Here is a 13,561-nt window from a genome sequence, read left to right on the forward strand (position 1 = left end):
GTCGGGATCCTTCGGTTGTCGGTGGTCGATCAGTTCCCGGGTCCGCCGGAGCCGCCTGGCCCTCCGGCACCGCCACCGCTGGAGGGGGCCGCGCCTGCGGTCGGGGCGGTCGTGGTGTCGACGCGCACGGTGAGGGCGACGTTGTAGCCGCTCGTCGCATCGCCCGTGACGGTTGCGAGCTGCAGGGCTCCGCCGTCGTCACCGAACACGTTGTCGGAGTCGAGGCTGACCTGGGCAAGGTTCGAGGCGGAGCCCTCATAGCCCGCGAGCGCGTAGACCGCGTCCGAGGCGTACTCGGGCAGCGCGACCTGCGAGGTCGAGATCGCGTTGGTGGACTCGGTGATGTCGTCGACCGTCGGGTACACCTCGAAGTGGATGTGCGGCCAGCGGCCCGTGTAGCAGGCAGGGAAGATCGACGTGAAGGTGACGCTGCCGGAGCTGTCGGCGACCTGGACCCCGCGGAGGAAGGTCTCGTTCTCGATGCCCTCGGAGTACATGGAGTAGCCACCTGTGGCGTCGCAGTGCCAGACGTAGACGGCGACGTTCTCGAACGGCCGGTCGCCGTTCGCCATGTCAAGGATCGTGAGCGTGAGCGTCATGGGCACGCCGGCAGCTGCGGTGCTGCTGCCGATGCTCGTGCGGATGTCGCTGCGCACGACCCCGGACTGCTCGAGCACATCCGCGCCGTTCGAGCCGTCGCCCGGATAGGGGCCGGCTGTCTCGTCGGGGATCTCGCTCGCTGGGAGGGCGCCGGCCGCTGCCGAAGCGCTCGAGGACGGGCTAGCCGTGGCAGCTGCCGTCGCCGCGGCGGTGCCCGCAGCACCCGACCCGGCAGGGGTGCACGCGGCGAGGGCGACCGTTCCGACGCCCACTCCGAAGATGCTGAGCAGTCCGCGCCGCGACAGGAGCGTGCCGATGTCGAAGGCGACGCCCTGGTCGACGACCTCCTCGTCCGCTCGGTCGAGGAGCCTGCCCTCGTAGGCGGGTCCGTCAGGCGTGAGGTCGGGTTCGGGGATCTTGATCATGGCGGTGCTCCTGCTCTTCATCGTGGGATGAACGTCAGCATGAGTCGCCTGCCCAGGAGGGGGCTATGGCGATGCTACGAGTCGCCTATGGAGCTGTGGGGTGGTCGCCCGAGGTGGCGTCAGGCAACGGAGGGAGCATCCAGCCGTGCGCCGCGTGCAGCCCGGACGCCCCGCGGGTCAGCCCGCGGATCAGAGCTCTGAGCCAGTCCACGGCACTGCCACGAGCTTGCCAACGTAGCGACCAGACTCCATGTCGGTGTGCGCCTGGGCGATCTCGTCCATCCGGTACACGTGGCCGATGGGGACGCGTGCGTCGCCCCGTTCGACCGCATCGATGAAGTCCTGCAGCACGTGCGGGGGCAGGTCGTTCGCCTCCCCAGAATAGGCAGTGAGGCGAACCCCGTTGGGCAGCCATGCGATGGGGTAGAACTCGGGGATGATCCAGTCGTCCGCGAGCATGCCGGTGAAACAGGCTGTCCCTCCCGTGCGCACGGCTCGAAGCGTGTCGCGCAGCGTCGTCGCGCCGACGAGCTCGACTGCCCCATCGACCCCGTCCGGAGCGATCTCGCAGATCTGAGCTGCGACCGCACCGTTCTCGAGCAGCGGATGCTCGATGCCGAGGTCGCGCAGGTGATGGAAGCGGTCGGGGTTACGGGTCGTCGAGAAGACGCGTATCCCGCGCATGATGGCGAGCGCTGCGATCGCGAGCCCGACCGACGATGTTCCGCCGCGGATGAGGATGCTGTCGCCCTCTTTCGCCTGGAGGCCGGTCGACAGGGACCCCCAGGCGGTCTGCAGCATCTCGGGGAGCGCGCCGAGCATCGACCAGTCGAGATTGCTGCGGAAAGGGATGACCTGTGCTGCCGGGACCGTCACGTACTCCGCGTAGCCGCCGTCGAACGACCGGCCCATGCCGCCCATCATGGTCGCGACCTGCTGGCCTGGTCTGAAGTCGCTGCCTGGCGCATCCACGACGATGCCGGTCGCCTCGATTCCCGGCACGCGGGGGAGCTCGCCGGCCTCGGCGACGCCTGAGCGGAAGTGGTACTCGGAGCGGTTGAGGCCGAACGCCTGCACGCGGATGAGCACCTCGCCAGGGTGCGCCTTCGGCCTCTTGATGGTTTCGAGCTGCAGCTTCTCCGGGCCGCCGAACTCGCGCAGCACAACCGCACGCATGCGCTCGCTCACTCGCTTGCCGATCCTTCTGCAGCGTCTGTGGGCGCGGTGGTCAGCGAGTGCAGCCGGGCCGAGAGCTCATCTCGTTCGGCGCGAGTGCCCGTGAGGTCGAGGCGGGACGTCAGGTACGCCTCGAGGGCGGAAGACCCCTGGACCTGCGCCCGCGAGCCGCTGGCCGTCAGCTCGACGAGGGCCGAGCGGCGGTCATCAGGGTTCGCGCGCCTGCTGCAGTGCCCGTCGCGCTCGAGTCGGTCGATGAGCTTGCTCGCGGCGCCCACCGTGATGCCGATCGTCGCGGCGAGGTCGCTCGCCCGCACGGTGCCGGCCTCGGCAATCGCGTTGAGGGCGTAGAGATGCGAGAGCGGGATTCCGATGGGGCGCAGAGCGGCGTCCGCGTCATTCCAGAGCCGGATCTGCGTGCTCACGAGTGCCCGCAGAAAGTCGGAGGACGGGGTCTTCGAATCGGTCATACAGGCATGCAACCACATTCCAGAGAACTATATTCTATGGAATGTATTATTTCTGGCGTCCCAGGCTGAATGTCCGTCGCTCGTGCTTAGCTATGCCCACACTTCGGCGGTGGCGAGAGGCGGGGGAGCGACGTGACGCAGCAGATCGGTGTTCGGGAGTCGGGGACAGGCAGAGCGGCGAGCCCAGGGCCAGCCGGCCTGCAGCGTGCATCCAAGCTGCGGCAGACGCTGCTGCGCCTCGGTTCCGGTGCGCTCACGAAGACCTACGACCTCTACCACCTGCACCCCGCCGTCTGGCGGTGGACCGCCCGCCACTACGTGCCGGCCATGGGCGACTTCGCGAAGTTCAACGCCTGGATGATCTGCCAGCGCGCCAACCTCGACGTGCCCGCGTACCAGCGGTGGCTGCACGAGAACGACTTCACGTTCCGGTGGTGGCAGCTCTCGAGCTACCCCGAGACGAGCAAGGACGACTACGTCAAGCGCTACACGGAAGACGAGCGCTGCTGGGGCGGGGAGATCGACACGGTCGGCACCGTGGTCGATGAGTCGAGCGGGTCGAGCGGTTCTCCCTTCAACTGGATCCGCGGGCGGCACGAGCTGAAGACGATCCACAACAACGTCGCCGGCTACATCACGCTGCTGTTCGGCACGAAGAAGCTCTTCGGCATCAACGCCTTCTCGATGGGGGCCTGGGCGACCGGCACCAACACGGGCCACGCGCTGTCGAAGATCTCGATGGTCAAGAACACCGGGCCGGACATCGACAAGATCGTCGACACCATCCGTCACTTCGGCCCGAAGTACCAATACCTGGTGAGCGCCTACCCACCGTTCCTGAAGCACCTGCGCGATCGGCTCGACGGCGAGGAGTGGTTCGACTGGTCGAAGCATCGACTCAACGGCTTCGTCGGAGGCGAGGCGATGACCGAGGGTCTGCGTGACTACCTGGAGGAGCGCTTCGGCCGCGTGTACTCGGGGTACGGGGCATCCGACCTCACGATCGGCATGGCGGGCGAGTCCGACGCGTGCGTCTGGCTGCGCCGGGCGATGTTCGCCGACGAGCGGCTGAGGCGGGCGCTCCTCGGTGATGACGAGTCGCGCATCCCGATGGTCTTCCAGTACAACCCGCTCGAGACGTACCTCGAGACGAACGCGAGCAACGAGCTCGTCGTGACCCTCAACTCGTCTGCCGTGCTCAGCCCGAAGCTGCGCTACAACATCGGCGACGAGGCGAAGATCCTCTCGTTCCCCGAGGTGCGAGAGAAGATCGCCGAGCTCGACCCGGCGTTGTCGCGGGCGTTCCACCGCGCATTCGCGGTGCAGCGCATGAAGCTGCCGTTCCTCCTGCTCTTCGGCAGGAAGGACTCGACCATCTCGTACATGGGCGCGAACCTCTATCCGATCGACATCGAGAACGGGCTCTACCGCGACAACCCGCACGCTGGCGACATCGAGTCGTTCAAGCTCGGGCTGCTCGAGCTCGACGGCCACGAGCAGCGGCCCGTCGTGCACCTCCAGCTGCGCGAGGGCGCGGCGCTCTCGAGCGAAGAGCTCGCGACGCTCAGCGAGACGACGAGGGCGGGCATCGTCGACCACCTCGCCTCCGTCTCGCGCGACTTCGCCCAGTCGCTCGACGAGGACCCGACGACGGGTGACCTCCGCATCGAGGTGCACTCCTTCGGCACGGGGCCGTTCACCGGGGGCAACGCGAAGATCAAGAACGTCTACGTCGTGAAGAACGCCGAGTAGGCCGTGTACACCACCGACTTCTCGAAGGCGCCCATCCAGGGAAGGGCGGAGGCTCTTGTCATCGTCGAGGGGCGCAGCGCCGAGCGGGAGGGCGTGATCTGGCGGCGGCGCCTCCGCGACCGCCGTGTCTCGGCGGAGCTGCTGCTCTTCGCGAGCGTCGAGCGCGCCCGCGAGGTCGCCGCTCGACACGACGGGCGCACGAAGCTCCTGCTCGCCGAGACCCGCGGCTACTCGAACGGCATCTGGCGGGCCGACCCCGAGCCGCCACCCGGCGAGATGGCGCACAACCCCCACTTCGCCCCCGTCGCCAAGGAACGGGCCGAAGGGCGCACGCCACCGCTCGTCGCCGAGCCCACGCGCAAGCCGAAGCGGCTCGCGACGCCCATCCCGCCGCCGTCGCACACGATCTTCGACACCGCATCGATGTTCGTGGGTGCGACCCGCTACACGACCCCGCTCGCCTGGGCAGTGACGAGTCGAATCTGGGGCCGGATGACCGGCAAGATGCGGCGCATGCCCGACTACTGCTGGCACGGCATCTACTGGGAGGCGCCGTGGACGCTCGGCACGCTGGCGAACTTCTCGACGCGCGACGCCCTCATCCGCTTCGCGAGGATGCCCGAGCACCGGCACCTCATGCAGTGGATCGTGAAGGACACCAAGAACGCCGACGCCGGGTTCATCCGACTCTTCGCGAGCGAGGAGGAGCTGGCGGGTCTCGAGGAAGGCGCAACGCGTCGAGAGACGGAAGCGGGTGACGCGTCGCGGCCTGCGCTCGAGGTGCGACGCGTCAGTTCTGAGCTCGAGTTCCTGGAGTTCGTCGAGCTGCCGGGGCGCGTCTCAGACCCGAGCCGTGAGGTGCCGGTGCTCGAGTCGACACTCCGCTCGTGGTGGAAGGACAAGCACGCGCACGAGTCGAAGGTGGAGCTGCTGCTCGCCTACCGCGGGGGCGTGCCGGTCGCCCGCGCCGTCACGCACACGAGCAGCGCCCTCGACGCGAAGCTCGGATCGAGCCTGCAGCTGTTCGGCGCCGTCGCCGCGGCCGACGCGGAGGCGCTCGGAGCGATCGTCGGAGCCGTCGAGGAACGTGCCGCGGAGACAGGTCGGCGCGAGCTTCTCGGACCTGTCACCCTGCTCCCCAACCAAGTGGGCGGCGTCATCACCTCGGGCTTCGGCGAGCGGGGATTCGTCGAGGGGGCCTGGAACCCGGATTGGGTCCCAGGCGCCTACGAGGGGCTGGGCTTCACGACGTGGAACGAGTCGGCGACATGGATGGCCCGACTCGAGCAGGGTCGCCTCGGACAGATCGAGAGCGACGCCTTCACGGCTCCGACCGAGGCCGAACTCGAGGCCGCCGGCATCGTCATCGAACGGGCGTCGCGGTTTCGGTTCGCACGTGATGTCGCTCGCCAGCGGGAGCTCGTCAACGCCGCCTTCGCCGAGCTGCCCTACTACACGCAGATCTCGCCGGCGCAGATGCGCGAGGCGACCAGCGGGCTCGTCGCCATCATCGACCCCGCCATCTGGGTGTTCGCGTTTGATGCGAAGACGCGTGCGCCACTCGGCTTCCTGCTCTGTGTGCCCGATGTGACCCGCATCGTTCAGCGCTCCTCGGGTCGCATCGGGGCGAGGCAGCTGCTCGAGATCTGGCGCCAACGGCGCGAGCCGCGGGAAGCGGTGCTCACCATCCAGGGCACGGCGCCCGACGCTCGCGGTCGCGGGATCAGCTCGCTGCTGGGACGCACCGTCGGTGAGGCACTCATCGAGGGCGGCTACACGGCACTGCGCTCGACCTACATCGGCCTCGACAACCCCGCCTCGGCGAGGCAGCTCAGCAGGATGGGCGGATCGGAGCTGCACGGCACGGTGTTCTACCGGCGGCCCGTGGGCACTCGGGGCAGTCAGGGCGCAGACACAGCGATCGCGGGGCAGCAGCAGGCGACGAACCAGGGGGAGCAGCCATGACCGGCATCCACACGCTGAATCAGATCATCGCCGACGCAGCGTCGGCCCCGTCAGCGCACAACACCCAGCCGTGGTCGCCGCGCATGATCGGTGACGGGGTGGCCGTGGAGCTGAGAGTCTCGCGAAGACGAACGCTCCCAGCTGCAGACCCGACCGGTCGCGACACGCTGCTCGGCCTCGGCGCGTGGCTCGAGGCCTTCAGCGTCAGCGCGGCATCGCACGGCGTGGCCTTCGACGTCGAGCTCCTCCCCGCGCTTGCCGACCCGGAAGCGATCGTGCAGGCCAGAAGCGACGAACCGGTGCTCCGCATCCAGCTGCACCACGACACCGTGTCTTCGCCCGGCGGCGACACGAAACAGCACGCCGAGTCCGCGTTCGACCCCGACTCCGAGCGACGGATGCTCGCCGCACGCAAGACCGTGCGCAGCGGGTTCGAGCCCGCGCGTGGTCTGGTGCTCGAGCTCTCCGGCGCGCTTCCCGAGTGGCTGCGGCTCGTTCCCGTCGACGCCGACGATCTCCGGCACTTCTCGTCCCTCGGCACAGCCGACACCCTGCGAGAGCCGGCTGTGGCGCGCGAGCTCGCGCACTGGCTGCGGCTCCACCCCTCGCATCCGCGCTACACGGTCGACGGGCTGAACGACAAGGCGCTCGGCATCCCGGCGTTCGCCACCCGGGTCGCTTCCGCGTTCACCAGGAGGCGGCGCCTCCGAGACGCTGCAGTCGGCGTCGCCGCACCGCTCGGCGAGCTGTGGCGTCGCGTGCTGCTCGAGGTGCCCGTGTCGGCCGCCGACGAAGACTCCCCAGCCGAGGCGACGGCCTTCGTGCTCGTCGCCGACACCAAGCTGCTCGACCTCGGCTCCGGGACAGAGATCACGCGGGTGCTCAACTCCCCGCTCGGGCTGCCACCCGCGCGAGTGCTCGAGGCCGGCCAGGCGCTCATGCGCCTCTGGCTGCGTGCGACCGCGCGCGGGGCGGCGTTCGCGCCCGCCTCAGAGGTGATTGACTCCTCGCTCGCGCAGGGCGAGCTGCGCTACCGGCTCGGCCTCTCCCGCCGCGACGTGCCGCTGTTCGTCACGCGCGTCGGAGTTCCGAGAGACCCACACCCGCCCCGGGCACCGCGACGCTGAACAGCGCCCCGCTGCGCGGAACGCGTCGTCCGCGCGGGTCCGCTCAGTCGAGGCGCCGCATCCACTCGCTGATCAGGTCGATGCCGCGAGTGAAGGCCGGGTCGCGCGGCCGATTGAGGAAGGCGTGCGCACTTCCGGGAATCACGCGGTACTCGGTGTCGACGTCGGCTGCGGCGAGCTCGCGCGCGAACGACGAACCGGATGCGCGCATCGCGTCGCGGTCCGCGTCCACCACCAGCGACGGCGGGAGGCCCGTCAGGTCGTGCCCGCCGGGGAACGCGTCCGGACGTGAGAGCACGTCCTCGCTCCCCGCGTAGTTGAGGTTCATGGCTCCGATGAGCCAGGGAGTGTGGACGTAGCGGCGGCTTCCGCGCAGTCGGCTCAGCAGCTCGGAGGACCGGGTCGGCAGCTGCGCGTGGAACGTCCCGTAGGTCAGGAACAGGCCCCGCACGGGAGAGCGCTCAGCTCGGGCGAGCCGGTACGCCGCCGCCGCAGCGAGGCAGGCACCGGCACTCGCCCCGCCGAGCATCACATCACGACCCGACCGGGAGGCGACCGCCTCGACGACCGCGAGCACGTCGTCGAGCGGCACCGGGAAGCGCACGTCGGGGCGACGGTCGCGTTCCCACCGAGCTGAGCGTCCCGACTGTGGTGCGCGTCCAGACCGCTCCGGCCGCTGCGCGGACCCGGACGCCTCGCGTTGGGCCCGGTCGCGCCCGCCGAGCGTCACGAGCCGGTAGTCGACGGTCGTCACCTCGAACCCCGCGCGCGCGAGCGCGAGCGCGACCTCATGCGTCTCCGGCTGGTCGAGGCCGCCCGAGTAGAAGCCGCCGCCGTGCAGCCAGATCACTGGCGAACTCGAGGGCCGGGCAGCGCTCGCGGCGGGCGCGTAGGACCGGACCGCCACCGGGCCGTTCGGGCCAGCGACGGCGGAACCCGTCGCATCCACCCCGTGCGGTGCAGTCGGCGAGCGTCTCGGCATCCGCCCACCATACGGGCACACGCTCTAGGCTCTTCGAATGCACGAGCTACGCCTCTCCCCGGAAACCCAGCGCCGTGCCGTCGCGCTGAACATGCGGCAGTCCTGGATCAGCCTCGGGATGCTCGCCCCGCTCCTGCTGATCCTCACCGTCATCTTCTCGCTGCAGGATTTCTGGCTCGGCTTCGGCTACGGCGCACTGATCGTCGTCCTCCTCGGGGGCTCCGTGCCGCTCTCCATCTGGCTCGCGCGCAAGTCGATGCGCGAGACCTACATCCGCTTCGGCGACGGCTGGATCGAGCACAGGTGGATGTTCCGCACCCGCCGGTTCGCGGCAGCCGAGGCCACCAGCGTCGTCACCGTCGACCGGATGTCATTCGGCGGCTTCTCCGGACCTCCCACCCATCACCTCATCGTGACGGGCCACGACCGCCGCCTGCTGATCCTCGTCGGACAGATGTGGAGCACGCAACAGCTCACGGCGATCATGCAGGACCTCGCGAGCCGGGGCGTGCCGTGGATGTCCGTCCCCGAGCTCGTCACGCCGCCGCAGCTGCGCCAGCGGGACCCTCGCCTCGTGCCGTGGTGGCAGGCGCACCCGGTCGCCCTCGCCCTGCTCATCGCCGGCGGCGTCTTCATCTTCGTCATCCTGCTGCTCGTCGTCCTGGCCCTCGTCATCTTCACGGCGACCACGTCCTGACCGAGGCTCCTGGCCCTCGCTGAGCTTCGTCCCCGGCCCGCGGCCTACGCTGAGTCAGTGCGCTCCCTCTCCCGTCTCACCGGCCTCGACCGGATTCAGGCGAGCAAGCGCGTGCCCGCACTGCAGGTCGCGAAGACCGCCATCGCGGCCGTGGGCGCGTGGCTGCTCGCAGGGTGGCTCATCCCTGGCCCACTGCCGGTGTTCGCCGCCGTCGCCGCGCTGCTCGTCGTGCAGCCGAGCGTCAACCAGTCGTTCGCGAAGGCGCTCGAGCGAAGCGCCGGCGTCGTCATCGGCGTCGCCGTCGCGAGCGCCATCTCGCTCGTGCTCGGCCCCCAGTCGTGGGTGATCCTCCTCGCGATCGTCGTCGCCATGATCGTCGCCTGGCTGCTGCGCATGACCGCAACGACCAGCAACCAGGTCGCCATCAGCGCCATGCTCGTGCTCGCGCTCGGCGCATCCACGCCCGAGTACGCGCTCGACCGCATCCTCGAGACCCTCATCGGCGCGGCCTTCGGGCTGCTCGTCAACGCCATCATCCTGCCGCCCGTGCTCGTCGGGCCGGCGCAGCGCGACACCGCGATGCTCGGCAACGAGATCGCCGCGTCGCTGGAGCGACTCGCCGACGCCATCGAGCAGCCGCAGACCGCCGCGAGCCTCACCGAGATGCTCCTCAAGGCGCGCCTGCTGCGCCCCATGGCGGGCGCCGCCGAGAACTCCATCGCCGACGGCCTGGAGTCCCTCGCCTTCAACCCGCGCAAGTCGAGCCACCACGAGGAGCTCGTCGAGTGCCGCCAGCTCCTCGACCGCTTCCGCCCGATCGTCACACAGCTCACCGGCATGACCCGCGCTGTCGCAGAGCACTGGGAGCCGACCCTCGCGGACGAGCCGCAGGCCATCGCGATCGCCGAGCAGCTCCGACGGGCAGCCCACGACACGCGCATCCTCATCCCGAGCGAGCCCGGAGAGCCCCGCGGGTTCATCCTCGAACCGCCCGCCCTCACCGCCCCGCTGGTCGTCTCGGCGCCAAAGGGCGGCAGCTGGGTGCTCATCGGCTCCCTCATCGAAGACCTCCGACGCATCCACGAGGGGCTCACCGCCGACGCGTAGCGGCAGGGCACGCCCCTCCGCCTTCGCGGAGCGGCGGTGCACCCCCTCTTCCTTCGCGCAGTCGGTCGCCCGGTCTCGCTGGGCGGAGGCCCTCGCCCTGCGCGCCGGCATCAGCCGTTCGCCTGTGTTGGCGCGCGCCCGTGCCGCCCGTTTGCCCCACCTGGCCAACTTTCGTGATGAGGCGGCCGGGGATGCGCTCTCAGGGGCCCGGCAGCGGTTCTCGTCACGCAAGTTGGCCGCCGCCGAGAGGGGCTGCCCTGCTGTCCAGCCCCAGGAATCCCCTCTCCCGTCCAGGGGCCCCTGTCCCGTCCTCGAGTCCCTGCCCCGCCGTCGGAATCCCCTGTCCAACTCGCGGGATGGATGGGCCCGGAATGTGCCCTTCGGGCCCCCGGTGCGCCGTTTTCGTCACGCAAGTTGGCCGCGCTGCACGCCGCAGGCCCGCCGCGCGCCGTGGCAGGGCATGCCAGTACCTGGCACACCTGCCCCTCCCGGGCGCAGGCTGGTAGCGATCCAATGGAGGAACGGCGGCGGCCGGTGCTCTCGACGAGGGCGGCTGGCGCGCTGCCGTTCCCGGAAGCGCAACGAGAGGCACCCATGAAGGCCACATTCATGTACGCGGCAGGCGACGTCCGAGTCGAGAGCGTCGCCGACCCGACCATCCAGCAGCCCACGGACGCGATCGTGCGCGTCACGCAGGCGTGCATCTGCGGCTCGGACCTGCATCCGTATCACTCGATGCAGGCGAGCGAAGAGGGGTCCCCGATGGGACACGAGCTCATCGGCATCGTCGAGGAGCTCGGCGCCGCCGTCACGACCCTGAAGGTCGGCGACTTCGTCATCGCGCCGTTCGCGTTCCAGGACAACACGTGCGTGTTCTGCCGCGAGGGTGTGCAGACGTCGTGCCTCCACGGCGGCTTCTACGGCAGCCGCGAGGTCGGCGGCCTGCAGGCGGAGTTCGCCCGCATCCCACAGGCCGACGGCAGCCTGGTCGTCGTGCCCGGCGTCGACGCCGCAGCGCTCGGCCGTGGGGAGAGCGCTGAGCTCACCGCCAGCCTGCTGACGCTGTCCGACGTGTATCTGACCGGCTACCACGCAGCCCACATGGGCCGCGTCGAGGCGGGCAAGACCGTCACGGTGATCGGTGACGGCGCCGTCGGGCTCTCAGCTGTGCTCGCCGCCAGGCAGCTCGGCGCCGAGCGCATCATCCTCATGGGTCGTCACACCTCGCGCACCGACCTCGGCATCGATTTCGGCGCAACCGACGTCGTCGCCGAGCGCGGTGACGACGGCATCGCGCAGGTCATGGACCTCACGAACGGCGAAGGCAGCCACGTCGTCCTCGAAGCAGTCGGCCACATGCCCGCCTACGAGCAGGCCTACGGCATCGTGCGCCCCGGCGGCGTCATCTCCCGGGTCGGCGTGCCCCAGTACGAGGATGCGCCCATCGGCTTCGGCTCGCTCTTCGGCAAGAACGTCACCCTCACCGGTGGGCCCGCCCCTGTCCGTGCCTACATGGAACCGGCCATCCAGCAGGTCCTGAACGGCGACATCAACCCCGGCCGCGTCTTCGACCGCACGATCGGCATCGACGAGGTGCCGGCCGGCTACGCCGCCATGGATGCGCGCGAAGCCCTCAAGGTGCTCGTCCAGATGTAGGCGCGAGCGGCCGCCCACGCTCACCGCGTGCGCGGCCGCGCGCGAACCGAAAATGCGTGATCGATTGTCGAGAGGAACACCCTCATGAGCACAGAACTCCAGCCGAAGAGCGCGACCAGCAAAGGTCCAGCCGAGTGGTTCACCGGTGACGTCTACTTCAACGCCTACTACGCGGGTACCGAGCCGTCGCGCACCCGCCTCAACCTGGTGCGCTTCACCCCGGGCGCGCACACCGCCTGGCACCGCCACGCGGTCGGTCAGACCCTGCATGTCACCGAGGGGTACGGCTACGTGCAGTCGCGTGGTGAGGAGCTCATCGAGCTGCGCCCGGGCGACACCGTCCACACCCCGGCCGGCGAGTGGCACTGGCACGGCGCATCCGCCGACAACTTCATGTGCCACCTCGCGCTCTGGGAAGCTCCAGGCGCTGACTCCGACGAGCCCGAGACGGTCTGGGGTGAGCTGCTCACGCCGGAGGAATACCCGCAGAGCGGGTGGTGAGCGGGCGCACGCGAGACGGCTGGCAGGGCCTCACGCGCCGCTCGGCCACCAGCTGACCCTGCACGCCTCACGCCTTTGAAGTGTGAGCCAGACGCATCCAGAACCCTTGTGGGCGGATGCGTCTGGCTCAATTTCGCGTGCGTACGAGGGGCGTGCAGCAGGGCGGCAACAGGCAGCCGGCTCGCGCCTACTGCTGCTGGAAGGCTGCCTGCGCTTCGACGGGGAACTCCGTCGCCGCCCAGGATGCGAGCATCCGCAAGCCGTCGGCGCTGGGGCTTCCCTCGGCGGCCGTGTAGACGTTCATCGTGAGGCCGGGCTCACTCGGCAGCGGCAGGGACTCGAAGTTCAGCTCGAGCAAGCCGACGACCGGGTGGTTCAGGCGCTTCACACCGCTGCGGTGGAACTTCACGTCCTTCGCCGCCCACATCTCGCGGAACAGCTCGCTCTGCGTCGACAGCTCTCCGATGAGCTGGTGCAGCTGGGGGTCGTGGGGGTTCCGGCCCGCTTCCATCCGCAGCATGGATGCCGCGTCGGCGGCGATGCGGTCGAAGTCCGGCCAGAAGTCGCGGGCCGCCGGATTCAGGTAGATGTACCTCGTCGTGTTGACGGGCCGGCGAGGGTCGTCGAAGACGGGGGAGTAGAGCGCCCGGCCGAGGCGGTTGGCCGCGAGGACGTCGTGTCGGTCGTTGCGCACCCACGCGGGAGCCTCGGAGAACGCGTCGAGCATCTGCCGGACCGAGGCGCGCAGCTCGCCGCCGCCCCGCTTCCTCGACACTCGCCTGGGCGGAGCGCTCGCCCGCGCGAGGTTGAACAGGTGCTCGCGCTCGGCCTCGTCGAGCTGCAGCGTCGACGCGATGGCATCGAGCACGCTCTCCGATGCGCCCGACAGGTTGCCGCGCTCGAGCCGCACGTAGTAGTCAACGGAGACGCCGGCGAGCATCGCGACCTCTTCGCGCCGCAGTCCCGCGACGCGGCGGTTCCCTCCGTAGGCCGGCAGCCCAGCCTGCTCGGGGGTGATCTTCGCCCGGCGGGAGCTGAGGAACTCCTTCACCTGCTCGCGCACATCGTTCATGTGTCCAAGCTACGCCCGCGGGCTCGAGCGA

12 protein-coding genes are annotated in these 13,561 nt (G+C 69.8%); 7 read left to right on the top strand and 5 right to left on the bottom strand.

What is annotated here, in order from left to right; genetic code table 11:
• Positions 1-29 precede the first annotated feature (29 nt).
• From C5B99_RS02000 to C5B99_RS02010, 3 genes are all read right to left on the bottom strand, one after another.
• Positions 30-1,025, bottom strand: coding sequence for an intradiol ring-cleavage dioxygenase (locus C5B99_RS02000; RefSeq protein ID WP_104240108.1), 996 nt, complete (start codon positions 1,023-1,025; stop codon positions 30-32).
• 189 nt (positions 1,026-1,214) lie between these two features.
• A complete protein-coding gene (locus C5B99_RS02005) occupies positions 1,215-2,213 on the bottom strand; it encodes an alcohol dehydrogenase catalytic domain-containing protein (RefSeq protein WP_104240109.1) in 999 nt (332 codons plus the stop codon).
• Positions 2,210-2,671, bottom strand: coding sequence for a MarR family winged helix-turn-helix transcriptional regulator (locus C5B99_RS02010; protein WP_104240110.1), 462 nt, complete (start codon positions 2,669-2,671; stop codon positions 2,210-2,212). Before C5B99_RS02010 ends, C5B99_RS02005 begins: the two co-directional genes overlap by 4 nt.
• A gap of 132 nt (positions 2,672-2,803) precedes the next feature.
• Here C5B99_RS02010 and C5B99_RS02015 point away from each other — a divergent pair, with 132 nt between their 5' ends.
• Genes C5B99_RS02015 through C5B99_RS02025 form a run of 3 tightly spaced genes read left to right on the top strand, consistent with a single transcriptional unit; the run spans position 2,804 to position 7,515 of the window.
• Entirely contained in the window at positions 2,804-4,423 is a 1,620-nt protein-coding gene (locus C5B99_RS02015) for a phenylacetate--CoA ligase family protein (RefSeq protein WP_258063002.1), read from the top strand.
• A gap of 3 nt (positions 4,424-4,426) precedes the next feature.
• A complete protein-coding gene (locus C5B99_RS02020; RefSeq protein ID WP_104240111.1) occupies positions 4,427-6,388 on the top strand; it encodes a hypothetical protein in 1,962 nt (653 codons plus the stop codon).
• Positions 6,385-7,515 (top strand): hypothetical protein, encoded by a 1,131-nt coding sequence (locus C5B99_RS02025; protein ID WP_104240112.1) that lies wholly within the window; start codon positions 6,385-6,387, stop codon positions 7,513-7,515. Before C5B99_RS02020 ends, C5B99_RS02025 begins: the two co-directional genes overlap by 4 nt.
• Before the next feature lie 43 nt (positions 7,516-7,558).
• Here the strand turns inward: C5B99_RS02025 and C5B99_RS02030 are convergent, their stop codons facing one another.
• The gene (locus tag C5B99_RS02030) at positions 7,559-8,497 is read right to left on the bottom strand and encodes an alpha/beta hydrolase (protein WP_104240113.1); all 939 of its coding nucleotides are present in this window, start codon (positions 8,495-8,497) and stop codon (positions 7,559-7,561) included.
• Positions 8,498-8,534: 37 nt separating this feature from the next.
• Between C5B99_RS02030 and C5B99_RS02035 the strand changes: the two genes are divergently transcribed.
• The 4 genes from C5B99_RS02035 to C5B99_RS02050 all read left to right on the top strand — a co-directional run bounded on the left by C5B99_RS02035 (position 8,535) and on the right by C5B99_RS02050 (position 12,458).
• Positions 8,535-9,194 carry a hypothetical protein gene (locus C5B99_RS02035; RefSeq protein ID WP_104240114.1) on the top strand — a complete coding sequence of 220 codons (660 nt, stop codon included), beginning with the start codon at positions 8,535-8,537 and terminating at the stop codon, positions 9,192-9,194.
• Between the two features lie 57 nt (positions 9,195-9,251).
• On the top strand, positions 9,252-10,301 hold the full coding sequence (locus tag C5B99_RS02040; protein ID WP_181057683.1) for an aromatic acid exporter family protein: 1,050 nt from the start codon (positions 9,252-9,254) through the stop codon (positions 10,299-10,301).
• Positions 10,302-10,895: 594 nt separating this feature from the next.
• Positions 10,896-11,957, top strand: coding sequence for a zinc-binding dehydrogenase (locus C5B99_RS02045; protein WP_181064908.1), 1,062 nt, complete (start codon positions 10,896-10,898; stop codon positions 11,955-11,957).
• A gap of 84 nt (positions 11,958-12,041) precedes the next feature.
• On the top strand, positions 12,042-12,458 hold the full coding sequence (locus tag C5B99_RS02050) for a cupin domain-containing protein (protein WP_104240115.1): 417 nt from the start codon (positions 12,042-12,044) through the stop codon (positions 12,456-12,458).
• A 187-nt stretch (positions 12,459-12,645) separates the two neighbouring features.
• On the opposite strand, the gene C5B99_RS02055 is transcribed toward C5B99_RS02050, so the two are convergent.
• A complete protein-coding gene (locus C5B99_RS02055) occupies positions 12,646-13,530 on the bottom strand; it encodes a helix-turn-helix transcriptional regulator (protein WP_104240116.1) in 885 nt (294 codons plus the stop codon).
• Positions 13,531-13,561: the final 31 nt, after the last annotated feature.

It is taken from the genome of Pseudoclavibacter sp. Z016 (assembly GCF_002931215.1).
Taxonomy (GTDB): domain Bacteria; phylum Actinomycetota; class Actinomycetes; order Actinomycetales; family Microbacteriaceae; genus Pseudoclavibacter.

Coding starts and splice junctions, on each gene's coding strand:
- C5B99_RS02030 (WP_104240113.1), bottom strand. CDS start 8,497: ATGCCGAGACGCTCGCCGACTGCACCGCACGGGGTGGATGCGACGGGT.
- C5B99_RS02045 (WP_181064908.1), top strand. CDS start 10,896: ATGAAGGCCACATTCATGTACGCGGCAGGCGACGTCCGAGTCGAGAGC.
- C5B99_RS02035 (WP_104240114.1), top strand. CDS start 8,535: ATGCACGAGCTACGCCTCTCCCCGGAAACCCAGCGCCGTGCCGTCGCG.
- C5B99_RS02010 (WP_104240110.1), bottom strand. CDS start 2,671: ATGACCGATTCGAAGACCCCGTCCTCCGACTTTCTGCGGGCACTCGTG.
- C5B99_RS02025 (WP_104240112.1), top strand. CDS start 6,385: ATGACCGGCATCCACACGCTGAATCAGATCATCGCCGACGCAGCGTCG.
- C5B99_RS02050 (WP_104240115.1), top strand. CDS start 12,042: ATGAGCACAGAACTCCAGCCGAAGAGCGCGACCAGCAAAGGTCCAGCC.
- C5B99_RS02000 (WP_104240108.1), bottom strand. CDS start 1,025: ATGATCAAGATCCCCGAACCCGACCTCACGCCTGACGGACCCGCCTAC.
- C5B99_RS02055 (WP_104240116.1), bottom strand. CDS start 13,530: ATGAACGATGTGCGCGAGCAGGTGAAGGAGTTCCTCAGCTCCCGCCGG.